This window comes from Paenibacillus sp. sgz302190, assembly GCF_059820445.1.
Window position 1 is genome coordinate 161373 of the sequence record NZ_JBZYAO010000006.1, and the last position, 12510, is coordinate 173882.

The following is a 12510-nucleotide window of genomic DNA, read 5'->3' on the forward strand; positions in this document are numbered from 1 at the left end:
GTTTCATGAACAATGAACAAGGAGTTAGATGGCTGCAAGTTCGATTCTTGTTCCCGGCGATTTTATTTATTTTGCTAGTTAACATTTACCCGTTTCTATCCGGAATTATGTACAGCTTCAAGAACGGCTCGCTGCTGAAAGCGGGTACGTTCATCGGGTTTGACAACTACATCAAAATTTTGCAGATGAGCGAGTTTTGGCAGGCTTTCGTGTTTAGCGCCTATTTTACCGTATTTTGCGTGCTCGGAAGTTATGTTGTTGGACTCGTCTTGGCGCTGCTGCTGAATATGGACATACCGGGGAGAGGCGTTTTCCGGGTCGCATTGATCGTTCCGTGGGTGCTGTCCTCCGTCGTATCGATGGTCGGCTGGCGCTGGATGATCGGGGACCAGACCGGGATCGTCAATCTATTTCTGAAATCGCTCGGATTTGAGCCGATTCTGTTCTTAAGCACCGAAAAGTGGGCGATTTTCTCCGTCATTATCGTGAAAATTTGGCGCAGCTTCCCTTTCATGATGGTTTCGCTGCTCGCCACTTTGCAGACGATCAACAAAGATTTGTACGAAGCCGCCAGCATCGACGGCGCAGGGAAATGGCGCAGCTTTTTCAGCATTACGCTACCCCAGCTCAAAACCGTGACGTTCGTCTGCTGGATTCTGATGAGCATTTGGAGCTTTAACGACTTCGATGTGCTGTGGCTGTTGACCGGAGGCGGGCCGCTGAACGCAACGCAAAATTTAATGATTATCAGCTACAAATATGCGTTCGTTAAAGATTCGTTAGGCATCGGCTCCAGCTTGGCCATTTTCAGTTTGATCGTCTTGATGGGTCTTGCATGGCTGTTGATGCGCGTAGAAAAGAAAGGCCAATAAAGGGGGTTGACGTCCGCGTGAATAAAGTGGTTCGCAGCATCGTGTTCCTGTTCCTGCTTGTTGCCGCTCTGCTGGTCAATCTCCCGATCCTTGTCATGATGTTGAATTCGTTCAAGTCCAACACGGAGATTATGGCTTCGCAGCAGTTGTTTCCCCAGCATTTTACGATGGAAAACTATATTTTCGTCAATGAGAAATCCCAATTTTGGAGCCAATTCGGCAACAGTGTGACCGTATCCGGCATCTCGCTGCTGTTCACGATTGTCGTCGGTTCCTTGGCCGGGTATGCGATTTCCAGATTCCAAACGAAGCTGTCGGGCGGTTTTTCCACGGTGCTTCTGCTGCTGCAGATGTTTCCGATCATTTTGGTGCTGCTGCCGCTGTTTCTAACTTTCCGGTCGTTGCATCTGATCAATACGCTGACGGCGCTCGTGATCATCAATACGGCGGCGCAGCTCCCGTTCTCGACATTGATGTTCAAAGGCTTCTTCGACACGATTCCGAAAGAAATCGAGGAGGCCGCCTGGATTGACGGCTGCAGCCGGTTAAGCACCTTTACCCGGATTGTCGCGCCGATTTCGGGAGCGGGCATTGCGGCGGTGTCGATTTTCTCCCTGCTGTTCACCTGGAACGATTACTTGATTGCGAGCGTGTTTATTAAAAAAGAGAGCCTCATGACCGTGCCGCTTGGGCTGCAGACGTTCATGCAGCAAAATTCGACGGATTGGGGCGGTCTGACCGCATCCGCTACGCTGTCGGCGCTGCCGGTGCTCATTTTCTTATTTTTCGTGCAGAAATATATGGCTTACGGTTCGGCCGCAGGCTCGGTCAAAGGCTAACGGCTCCTTCAGAACATACAAAAATAAAAAGGAGAGAAACGGACATGGAACAAAAAATTTTAAATGTTGGGATTATCGGGCTTGGGGAGGTTGCGCAGACGGTTCATCTTCCCGTGCTGGAGGCGCTGCCGCAGAAGTTCCGCATTGCCGCGCTTTGCGATATTTCCCCCAAGCTCGCTAAATATGCCGGCGAAAAATATAGAGTGCAAAACTTGTACACGGACTCTTCAGAGCTTGTCAAACAAGAAGATCTTGACGTCGTGTTCGTATTAAACAGCGATGAATACCATGCCGAATGCGCCATTGCTGCGGCCGATCATAAGAAGCACGTGCTGATCGAAAAGCCGATGTGCCTCACCGAGGCGGAGGCCGACGCGATCATCGCCGCTCAACAGAGAAACAACGTGAAAATTCTCGTAGGCTATATGAGACGCTATGCGGCATCTTTCGTAGAGGCTGTCAAAGAAATCGGCGGCCTGGACAAAATCCAGTACGCACGGGTTCGCGACATTATCGGGCCGAACAGCTATTTCGTCAAGCAGGCGCACCATGTCGCCGCCTTCGATGATTTTCCGCAGGGAGCGGCGGACGATAAAAAAGCGAGGGCGCTGAAGCTCGTCAAGGAAGCTACCGGACTGGAGCCGGAATCCCCTTACTTCGGGTTCTACCGCTTTCTGTGCGGCTTGTCCAGCCATGATCTGTCGGCCATGCGGGAAGCGATCGGCATGCCGAAAGGCGTCGCAGGAGCGAAGCTGACGAACAACGGCAGCATGTTTCTGAGCGTTATTTTCGACTATGATCAATTTTCCGTCACTTTTGAAACCGGGGTCGACCAGCAGGGCCGCTTCGATGCGCATGTGGAAGTGTATGGGGGCAACAAAACGGTGAGAGTCCAATACGATACGCCGTACATCCGCCATCTGCCGACGACGCTGCATGTGCGCGAAACGGAAGGCGAAGCGTACAAGGAATCCGTCATTCGCCCGACTTACACCGATCCGTATACGTTGGAGCTTAACTACTTTTACGATGTCATCACACAAAATTTAACGCCAAAAACGACGCCGGAAGACTATAAAAACGACCTGATTATTTTCAAAATGATCATTGACGCTTTGGTGAAAAACAGCTAAAAGAGGGGCCGATCGGTATGGCCCCAATCATTTGGGAAACTATTTATTGTCGATCTGTTTCGGCCAGTCCCGGTTTGCTGTGGTTCGGTCCGATCATCCTATTCCTGTTGCCGATAACGATTAGAAGAGCGACAACACTTAGCCAGGCACAGCAAGTATACATTTGGGAATAGGAGAACCGCTCTGCGAGCGGCCCCATCATGAGTCCGCCCAGCGAAAAGCCAAGATCGTATGATGAAATGAAAAGGCCGATCAATACATGGCGGGACTGCGCCGGCAGTACGAAAGTGAGATAAGTCAACAGCGTCGGATAAATCAAGGCAACGGCAATACCGTTGCAGATGGCCGACAGGTATAAAAGAAAGCTTGCTGTCTGAAGAATAGCCAGTATTTGCGAACCCGCTGCGGCGGATAACAGCAGCCCGGCTATCAGCCCGGTATTCCAGCGGCCGTCGGACGGAATTTTTTTGCGAAGGGCGAACCGGCAAGCGACAACTACGGCGGCTTGAATCATTAAATAAAGTCCGGCGTCGCCTGTTCCGATGGTTTGCATATAGAGCGGCAAAAAAGTCATAGTTGCGCCATAGGTGATGGAACCGGCGAGCATGACGACGGAGCAAACGAGCAGAGCACGATTGCTCCACAGTTGGGAAGCCGACTTCACCATATCCGTAAAAGTTAGCGCAGCACCTTTCGCCGGTGAGGCGGGAAGGGGGATGAACGCGCCGCAAAGCCACGTCAGAAGGCCGATCGCAACCAGGGCGATGCCTATTATGGACATCTGATCGTGTTCCCATAAGTATAAAGCCGCGATCGGACCGAATAACTGGGGCAGCATGGTGGACAAGGCATAGAGCGATACCCCCTGAGCCCGGTCCCGGTCCGAAAGCGCTTCTACGATGCCCATTTGCATCGCCATTGAAAAGAAAGCCGTAACGGCTCCTTGCAGCGCCCGAAGCGGAAGATAGCTTTCCGCGCCGAAAACCGTAAACAGTACAAGTCCGCAGGCATGTACAATCAGAAGTACGCGCATGGTCCGCAGCGATCCGAATCTGGCAACGGTCTGGCCGGCCCATGGACGAAGGAACAGGCAGAAAAGCATGTATGCGCCCATCATAACGCCGATTTCCGCCTGTCCGATCCCCTCCTTTTCGCTTTTAAGCGGGAGAATGACGGTAAGAACGGCATTGGCCGTAAAGAAAAGACAAGCAAGTATGTAGATTCGAACAAAACCTGCCGATAACGGACGCAGTGTCCCCATTGATTATTGTCTTCCTTCCCCTTAACGGCTATCGAGCCGTTTGTCTGCAGCTTCTAACAAACAGCCCTTTTTTTGCATTATAGATGATCCCGCTAAAGTAAACCATCTTGACACGAGAAAATTTTTCCTGTAACATACTATCGATAGTGATAATCATTATCACCAATTTACATCGAGAGGGGAACCATTTTTTCATATGTTTGCTTCTAAGAGCAGGACTCTACTTCTTATGATGCTTATATTAACAACTGCGCTTCTTGGCTGCTCCAAACAGAATTCCGCGCCGAACTCCGAAGCGGGAGAGGTCCGGGCCGACAAAACGATATCGGTATCATGGCCAAGAGATATAGGCACGATGAATCCCCATGTGTACAATCCTTCGCAATTAATCGCGCAATCGATGATTTACGAGCCGCTGGTCAGCTACAAAGAAGGAGGCAAACTAGAGCCTCAACTGGCGGAATCGTGGGATATATCGAAGGATGGGAAAGAATATACCTTCAAGCTTCGCAAAAATGTCAAGTTTTCAGACGGAACACCGTTTAATGCCGCTATTGTCAAGAAAAATTTCGATGCGATCGTGAAAAACATTAAAAATCATAACTGGCTCGGTTTTATGAACGTACTCGACAAGACCGAGGCGGCAGATGAGTTCACATTCAAAATGACGCTGAAGCAGCCCTACTATCCGACCATCCAGGAGCTGTCGGTCGTTCGCCCGGTGCGTTTTCTCGGCGAAGCCGGTTTTCCGGACGACGGGGATACTTCCAAGGGTGTGAAAAAGCCGGTCGGCACCGGACCATGGATGCTGTCGGACTATAAAAAAGACGAATATGCGGAATTTATCCCCAATCCGAATTACTGGGGAGACAAGCCGAAAATCAATAAATTGGTCATCAAGGTTATTCCTGACGGAGAAACCCGCGTGCTTGCTTTTGAGAAAAAAGAGCTCGACCTGATCTACGGAGAGGGCCTTATCAGCATGGATGCATTCAAGCAGCTCAAAGCTTCCGGCAAGTATGACACAAGTATTTCCGAACCTATCGCAACAAGAGAGCTGGTTATGAATACGACCAAGGATATTCTGTCGGATTTGCGCGTGCGTCTTGCTCTGCAGCACGGCTTTAACAAGCAGGCGATGGTGGACGGGATTACGGACGGCTTGGAGGAGAAGGCGGACAATATTTTAGCCAAAAACTTGCCGTATACCAATATCGACGTTAAGCCGTTCGAATACGATGTGGAGAAAGCGAAAGCTTATCTGGAAGAAGCGGGATGGAAGCTGCCTTCCGGGAAAACTGTCCGCGAGAAAGACGGAAAACCGCTTGAGCTGGAATTGCTGTATGAAAAGTCGGATCAGATCCAAAAGCCGATGGCGGAAACGCTGCAAGCCGAATGGGGAGCCATCGGAGTCAAGCTGAACATTAAGAGCCTGGAGCTCACTGAACAAATAAAGCGCCTGCGGGCGGCGGATTTTGATTTGTACTTCTGGAGCAACTACGGCGCGCCGTATGATCCGCACTCTTTCATTAATATCGCAGCTACAAATGGCTTCGGCATCTCGGAGTCGCTCTCGAGTTTGCCGATGAAAAAAGAGCTGGATCAGCAAATTAGCGAAGCTTTCCTCTCGACCGATGAGAGCAAGCGCCAACAGCTGTACAGTTCTATTTTGAAGACGCTGCAGGAGCAGGCATCATTTCTGCCGATCTCTTATATCAAGAAAACGGCTGTGTATCAAAAAGACGTGAAGGGCTTCGCTTTCCCGGCCAATCGGGATGACAATCCGTTCCTCGGGCTCGACATCGCGAACAAATAAACGGCAGGGAGGTTATGATTTGCGAAGCTATATCGGGAAGCGGCTCCTTGGTGTCATTCCCATTTTTCTCTTTGCCACGCTTCTTTCTTTTGTGCTGATCCATCTTTCACCCGTCGATCCGGCTGAAGTCTATCTCACTGTAGCCCACATTCATCCGACGGAAGAGCTGCTGGCCCAGGTCAGACATGAATTCGGTCTGGACCGGCCGCTGCTTGTTCAATATGCGGATTCCCTTATGAAGATGTGCCGACTTGATTTCGGCACATCTTATGTTACGAAGGAGCCGGTTTGGCAGGAGGTCGCGCACCGGATGCCCGCTACGCTCCAGCTTGCTTTCAGCAGCATTTGTCTGGCCGTGCTCATCAGCGTGCCAATCGGCTTTTTATCGGCCGTTTACAAGAACAGTGTGATCGACCATTTCAGCCGGCTGCTTGCTTTCTTCGGCGCCTCCATCCCGCAGTTTTGGCTCGGGTACTTATTGGTTTTTTTCTTATCCGTCAAGCTGGATTTGCTGCCTGTGCAGGGAAAAGGGACATGGGCGCACCTGATTCTGCCTTCGTTAACGCTGGCTTTGGGACTGGTTGCTATTTATACCCGGCTGCTGCGCAGCAGCATGCTGGAGCAGATGCAGGAGCCGTACGTGTTATACGCCAGAACCAGAGGCATCAAAGAAAAAATCATCATGGGCAAATACGCGCTGAAAATCGCGATTTCGCCGATGATAACGGGTCTGGGCATGAACATAGGCAAACTGCTTTCCGGCACTATTATTGTAGAGGTCGTTTTTTCCTGGCCCGGCTTCGGCCGTTATTTTGTCGACTCGATTTTAAACAGGGATATACCGGTCATTCAATGCTACGTGCTGCTTAGCGCTTGTCTGTTCATCGTATGCAATCTCATTGTGGACATTCTGCAGATGATGATGGACCCGCGAATTTCACAGAAAGGGAGAACCGGCCTATGATTGCAAGTATACGCAACGGCCTTAGAAATCAGAAGACCGCTCTGGTATGCCTGGGTCTCTTGCTTGTTCTCGCTATTGTTACCATTCTGGCTCCATGGATCTCTCCGCATGATCCGGTTCAGGTCAATTTGGCGCTCAAGCTCAAGCCGCCTTCGCTTGACTATCCCTTGGGCACTGACCAATTGGGCCGCTGCATTCTGTCTCGCCTTCTATACGGCGCCCGCATCTCGCTGGGCTTTGCGTCATTGATCTTTATCGCATCGCTGGGAATCGGCCTGTTCATCGGAGCGATCGCCGGCTATAAAGGCGGTTTGGTCGATTATGTGCTGATGCGGTTCTGCGAAGGGGTGATGGCGTTTCCGAATCTCGTGCTCATTCTGGGGCTGGTCGGAATTTTCGGGCCCGGGCTTCCGCAGGTCGTTTTGGCGATGATGCTGGTGCAGTGGGTGTATTACGCGCGAATGTTCCGGGGCATGGTGCTCAGCTTGAAGGAGCGGAATTTCATCACTGCGGCCCAAATAAGCGGGTCCTCGCAATGGAAAATTATAAGACGGCACATTATCCCCAACATACTTCCCCCAATTGTCGTTGTGGGAACGCTCGAAATGGGGTGGGCGATCATGGATATTTCGGCACTCTCCTTCCTGGGGCTTGGCATTCAGCCGCCTGCACCGGAGTGGGGAGCGATGATTCATGAAGGAAAATCGTTTATACGCAGCAATCCGGAATTAATGCTGTACCCGGGGATCATGATTCTGCTTGTCGTCGTTTCGTTCAATTTGTTGGGCGAAGCTCTGTCGGATCGGTTTGGTGTCAAGCGACGTTTTGAAAAGGAATGAGATCATTGAAAGCATCGGACCATGTATTGCAGGTAAGCGGCCTGCATGTAAAAATTGCGACGGCGCAAGGGACGCTTCCCCTTGTCCGCAACATTGAATTCGAGCTGCGGCCGGGCCGCGTCCTCGGGCTTGTCGGAGAAAGCGGAAGCGGCAAATCGCTTACCAGTTTGTCTGTTTTGCAGCTGCTGGACCGGAAAACAACGATTGTGGAAGGCAGTATTCAATTAAACGGCCGTGAGTTGAACGGGCTCAAAGAGGAAGAGATGCGGCGTATCCGCGGGAGCGAGATTGCTCTTATTATGCAGAATCCGATGAGCGCCTTTTCACCCGTGTTTACGATCGGCGACCAATTTGTGCAAACGATCCGCACCCACACCGATTTCAGCAAAAAGCAAGCGTTCGATCTGGCTGTCTCCTCCTTGCAGGACGTGAATTTGCCGGACCCTGCCCTGCTTATGAGGCGGTATCCCTTTCAATTGAGCGGAGGCATGCTGCAGCGTGTTATGATTGCCGTCGCGATGTGCTTGCGGCCATCCGTGCTTATAGCCGACGAGCCGACTACTGCGCTGGATACAGTCAATCAAATGCAGGTGCTGCGCCAATTGGATCGCATCCGCGCGGAATACGGCACGGCCATTCTTTTGATCTCCCACGATCTGGGGGTTATATCGGAAATGGCCGACGAGGTAGCCGTTATGCGGCAAGGACGGATCGTAGAAAAGGCGGACGTGTTCGAACTGTTCGATCACCCGAAGAATGATTATACGAAACTGCTGCTTGATGCCAGACTGACGCTGCCAATCAACGAGAATAACAAGGAGTTTGTCTTGTCATGAATGCGGAAGCGGGGACTTAAGGTCATTTGAAAGGGAAGGGGTGACGAAGTGAGTTTGCTGCAAGTGAAGGACATTACTCATACTTATGCCGAATCCAAGCTGTTCCGGTGGAGCAAGCGGCAGGCGCCGGTTCTTTCCGGCATCTCCCTTGCTATCGAAGAAGGGAATTGTCTGGGGCTTCTTGGAACGAGCGGGGCGGGGAAAAGTACGCTGGGCAAAGTGATTCTGGGGCTGGAAAAGCCGCAGAAGGGGCAGGTTCTGTTTCAAGGAATCGATCTCTATAACACGGACGCAGCTACCCGCAGACGGCTTCGCCGTGATCTTCAAGCGGTGTTTCAAGACTGCTATTCTTCCGTAAATCCGCGGATGACTGCGGAACAAATTATCGGCGAACCGCTTGATAATTATGAAGCCTTATCGCCAAAGGAGTACAAACGAACCATTGGAGAATTGCTCGAAAGAGTCGGGCTAAGCCCGAACGATATGCAGAAATGCCCTCATCAATTTAGCGGAGGCCAACTGCAGAGAATCAATATTGCCAGAGCGATTGCCTTAAAACCGAAGCTGATTGTATTTGACGAAGCGATAAGCAGCTTGGATAAGGTGACTCAATCGCACATACTGGCACTTTTGAGCGATTTAAAGTCGACGTTCGGCCTTTCTTATCTATTTATCACGCATGACGTTAAAGCCGCGTTCTTCATTTCCGATGCCATTGCCGTTATGGATAAAGGGGCGCTTGTTGAACACAGCGAGGATAAAGCGCAGCTCTTGCAGTCGCCGCACCCCGGCGTGACGCAATTGTTTCAGTCGGTTCTTTCCGAGCACCCGCGTTATCGATCGCTCTCCAAAATTTGAGAAGCCCGGACAATTAAAGCCTTGATTTGTCAGGGCTTTTTGTTGTTTTTCCGATGTATGTGATTAATTTCACATCGCTCCGGCCGTCCGGTGTTCTATGATTGGTCCATAGAAACGGCTATGTTTTGAACAGAAAGGGAGTAAATCGCGAGGAGGCAGATACGATGGACGGTGTAACAAATCGGCTGAAACTGGTGCTTGTAGGAAACGGGATGGCAGGCATTAACACGATTGAGCAAATCGTCAAATTAGCGCCGGACATGTATGACATCACGGTCATTGGCAAGGAACCGCACCCCAATTATAACCGGATACAGCTTTCTTACCTGCTGGAGGGAAGCAAAACATTCGACGACATGATTCTTAACGATTACGAGTGGTATGAACAAAACCATATTCAACTGTACACGGGAGTTGAGGTGACGGGAATCAATACGTCGGCCAAATATCTCTATACGAGCGACGGGCATATTAAGCCCTACGACAAGCTCATCCTGGCTACCGGATCGAATCCGGTGATGCTCCCGCTGCCTGGCATTGAAAAGCAAGGGATTGTCGGTTTCCGCGACGTCCAGGATTGCAACAGGATGATGGAAGCGGCGCAAATGTTCAAAAAGGCGGCGGTCATCGGCGGCGGTCTGCTCGGTCTCGAAGCGGCCAAAGGGCTGCTTAAACTGGGCATGCACGTGACGGTCGTTCATTTGTTCGAGGATTTGATGGAGAGACAGCTGGATGCCGCGGCGGCGGCTATGCTCAAAGCGGAGCTCGAAGAGCAAGGGCTTCATTTTATGATGAAGAAAAAGACCGCGGAGATTTTGGGCGACGCCCGCATAGAGGGGCTTATGTTCGACGACGGCTCGATACTGGAAGCCGAATTCTTGGTCATGGCCGCGGGAATCGTGCCCAATACGGTGCTGGCCCGTAATGGCGGCATCCAGGTTGGACGGGGCATTGTGGTCGACGATTACATGCGGACTAGTGTCGCGGATGTGTACGCCGTCGGCGAATGCAACGAGCATCGCGGCATCTGCTACGGTCTGGTGGCGCCGTTGTTTGAGCAGGGTGCTGTTCTGGCAAAACATTTGTGCGGGGTAGCGGTAGAGCCTTACAACGGATCGACCGTATCGACCAAGCTGAAAATTTCCGGAGTGGACGTATTTTCCGCCGGGGAATTTCAAGACGGTCCCGGACTGGGCATCATCCGTTCGCAGGATCATTGGAAGAAAACGTACAAGAAAGTGCTGCTTCGGGACAACCGGATCGTTGGCGGCGTATTGTTCGGCGATGTGAGCCTGTCCGCTCAGCTGTTGAAATGGGTAAAAGACCGGGAGCCCATGACACAGGACATTCATGCGCTATTGCTGGGCGCGCCGGCTGCCGCCGCAGCGGACCCGCTTGCTTTCGCTGCCGCGATGCCCGCGGACGAGATCGTATGCGGGTGCAACGGGGTTACCAAAGGCATGATCGTGCAGGCTATCGTGGAACAAGGGCTAAACACGGTGGACGAAATCAAGGCGTGCACCGGAGCCAGCCGGTCCTGCGGGGGCTGCAAGCCGATGGTGGAAAACATCCTCGCTCTGACACTGGGGGATCGCTATGAAGGCAGCACCGCCAAGGAAACGATATGTCCTTGCACGTCCCATACCCGTGACGAGGTGGTCGCGGCGATCAGGGATAAAGGGCTGACCCACGTCAGAGAAGTGATGAGCGTACTGGACTGGAGCAATCCGGAAGGATGCCCGAAATGCCGCCCTGCGATCAACTATTACATCGGCATGATATGGCCCGAAGCTTTTGAGGACGAGCGGGATTCGCGATTCGTGAACGAAAGACTGCATGCCAATATTCAGAAAGACGGCACCTACTCCGTTGTCCCCAGAATGTATGGGGGCGTCACGACGCCGGACCAGCTGCGCAAAATAGCTGAAGTCGCGGACAAATATGCCGTGAAAATGGTCAAGGTGACCGGCGGCCAGCGCCTCGATCTGCTGGGCGTGAAGAAAGAGGATCTCCCGCTCGTATGGGGAGAGCTGGATATGCCGTCCGGGTACGCTTACGCCAAGTCGATTCGAACCGTAAAAACATGCGTAGGCTCGACGTTTTGCCGCTTTGGCACCCAGGATTCCCTCGGCATGGGGATTTTGCTGGAGAAAAAATTCGAGCGGCTGTGGATGCCGGCCAAATTCAAAATGGCCGTCAACGGCTGTCCTCGCAATTGTGCCGAGCCGGAAATTAAAGATTTCGGCATTATCGGGAATGACGGCGGTTGGGAGATTTATGTCGGCGGCAACGGCGGCGTGAAATTAAGGGGCGCGGACCTGCTCTGCAAGGTGAAGACGGACGAAGAGCTGATTGAGCTTGCGGGAGCTTTCATTCAATATTACCGGGAAACGGGAAATTACGGGGAGCGCACGTCCGATTGGATCGAACGGATCGGCCTGGATACGGTTGTCCGGGAAATTGTCGAGAACAAGGAAAACCGCCGGAAGCTTGTGGACCGCATCGAACTGGCGCTGGCCGGGCTGCAAGATCCGTGGAAGGAAGTTATCGACGGGGAAGAGCTCAGGCACCAGCTGTACGAACAAATTTTGGCGAAATAAGGGAGGAACCGATATGAAAGCCACATCTGATATAGAGGCTGCCGTCTATCATCCGGTCGGGGAACTGGAGGAGTTCCCCCTGCACCTCGGCAAGGTTGTGCGGATAGGGGATGTTGAAATCGCAGTGTTTCACGTCTCCGGCGGCACTTTGCATGCGCTTGAAAACAAAACCGCCCATAAGAAAGGCGGTCCGCTGGCCGAAGGCATCGTAAGCGGGCAGTACGTCTACTGTCCCTTGCGCGATTGCAAGATCAGTCTCCTCACCGGAGAAGTGCAGCTGCCCGACACGGGACAAGTCAAGACATATCCCGTTCAGCTCAAGGGGAATACGGTTTATATCGGTATAAGCTAGATAGGATTATTGGAATATCAGGCGGCCGATAGCCTCCGGAACCGTTTGTATAACGGAATCGGAGGTTTTTTGGCGCGAAGTGATATCCCTCACAGTGTCGGCAGAAAGAATGTGTTTTAATGAATTAGGAGTTTACAGCG

General features: G+C 51.9%; 11 protein-coding genes. 10 read left to right on the top strand and 1 reads right to left on the bottom strand.

The window, feature by feature from the left end; all coding sequences use genetic code 11:
* Positions 1-5 precede the first annotated feature (5 nt).
* Genes AC6RNO_RS09900 through AC6RNO_RS09910 form a run of 3 tightly spaced genes read left to right on the top strand, consistent with a single transcriptional unit; the run spans position 6 to position 2844 of the window.
* Positions 6-872, top strand: a complete 867-nt coding sequence (locus tag AC6RNO_RS09900; RefSeq protein WP_497105341.1) for an ABC transporter permease subunit — start codon at positions 6-8, stop codon at positions 870-872.
* A 17-nt stretch (positions 873-889) separates the two neighbouring features.
* Positions 890-1711 (top strand): carbohydrate ABC transporter permease, encoded by an 822-nt coding sequence (locus AC6RNO_RS09905; RefSeq protein WP_474682134.1) that lies wholly within the window; start codon positions 890-892, stop codon positions 1709-1711.
* Positions 1712-1755: 44 nt separating this feature from the next.
* Positions 1756-2844, top strand: coding sequence for a Gfo/Idh/MocA family oxidoreductase (locus AC6RNO_RS09910; protein ID WP_497105342.1), 1089 nt, complete (start codon positions 1756-1758; stop codon positions 2842-2844).
* Between the two features lie 43 nt (positions 2845-2887).
* Here AC6RNO_RS09910 and cntE read toward each other — a convergent pair whose 3' ends face one another.
* Positions 2888-4105, bottom strand: a complete 1218-nt coding sequence (cntE, locus tag AC6RNO_RS09915; protein ID WP_474682136.1) for a staphylopine family metallophore export MFS transporter CntE — start codon at positions 4103-4105, stop codon at positions 2888-2890.
* 196 nt (positions 4106-4301) lie between these two features.
* Between cntE and nikA the strand changes: the two genes are divergently transcribed.
* The 7 genes from nikA (at position 4302) to nirD (ending at position 12370) form a co-directional block, all read left to right on the top strand.
* A complete protein-coding gene (gene nikA, locus AC6RNO_RS09920) occupies positions 4302-5921 on the top strand; it encodes a nickel ABC transporter substrate-binding protein (protein WP_497105343.1) in 1620 nt (539 codons plus the stop codon).
* Between the two features lie 19 nt (positions 5922-5940).
* Positions 5941-6885 carry a nickel ABC transporter permease subunit NikB gene (nikB, locus tag AC6RNO_RS09925; RefSeq protein ID WP_497105344.1) on the top strand — a complete coding sequence of 315 codons (945 nt, stop codon included), beginning with the start codon at positions 5941-5943 and terminating at the stop codon, positions 6883-6885.
* Positions 6882-7724, top strand: coding sequence for a nickel ABC transporter permease subunit NikC (gene nikC / locus AC6RNO_RS09930; protein ID WP_488434189.1), 843 nt, complete (start codon positions 6882-6884; stop codon positions 7722-7724). Before nikB ends, nikC begins: the two co-directional genes overlap by 4 nt.
* A 5-nt stretch (positions 7725-7729) precedes the next feature.
* A complete protein-coding gene (locus AC6RNO_RS09935) occupies positions 7730-8560 on the top strand; it encodes an ATP-binding cassette domain-containing protein (protein ID WP_497105345.1) in 831 nt (276 codons plus the stop codon).
* Between the two features lie 48 nt (positions 8561-8608).
* Positions 8609-9418: a nickel import ATP-binding protein NikE gene (gene nikE / locus AC6RNO_RS09940; protein ID WP_497105346.1), complete on the top strand. Its 810-nt coding sequence runs from the start codon at positions 8609-8611 to the stop codon at positions 9416-9418.
* Positions 9419-9582: 164 nt separating this feature from the next.
* Positions 9583-12018, top strand: a complete 2436-nt coding sequence (nirB, locus tag AC6RNO_RS09945; protein ID WP_497105347.1) for a nitrite reductase large subunit NirB — start codon at positions 9583-9585, stop codon at positions 12016-12018.
* Between the two features lie 13 nt (positions 12019-12031).
* On the top strand, positions 12032-12370 hold the full coding sequence (nirD, locus tag AC6RNO_RS09950) for a nitrite reductase small subunit NirD (RefSeq protein WP_474682143.1): 339 nt from the start codon (positions 12032-12034) through the stop codon (positions 12368-12370).
* The last annotated feature ends 140 nt before the right edge of the window (positions 12371-12510 follow it).

What these genes read in the sequence shown, in the direction of transcription:
- AC6RNO_RS09900 (WP_497105341.1), top strand. Translation starts at nt 6, where the DNA reads ATGAACAATGAACAAGGAGTTAGATGGCTGCAAGTTCGATTCTTGTTC.
- AC6RNO_RS09910 (WP_497105342.1), top strand. Translation starts at nt 1,756, where the DNA reads ATGGAACAAAAAATTTTAAATGTTGGGATTATCGGGCTTGGGGAGGTT.
- cntE (WP_474682136.1), bottom strand. Translation starts at nt 4,105, where the DNA reads ATGGGGACACTGCGTCCGTTATCGGCAGGTTTTGTTCGAATCTACATA.
- nikA (WP_497105343.1), top strand. Translation starts at nt 4,302, where the DNA reads ATGTTTGCTTCTAAGAGCAGGACTCTACTTCTTATGATGCTTATATTA.
- nikC (WP_488434189.1), top strand. Translation starts at nt 6,882, where the DNA reads ATGATTGCAAGTATACGCAACGGCCTTAGAAATCAGAAGACCGCTCTG.
- nirB (WP_497105347.1), top strand. Translation starts at nt 9,583, where the DNA reads ATGGACGGTGTAACAAATCGGCTGAAACTGGTGCTTGTAGGAAACGGG.
- nirD (WP_474682143.1), top strand. Translation starts at nt 12,032, where the DNA reads ATGAAAGCCACATCTGATATAGAGGCTGCCGTCTATCATCCGGTCGGG.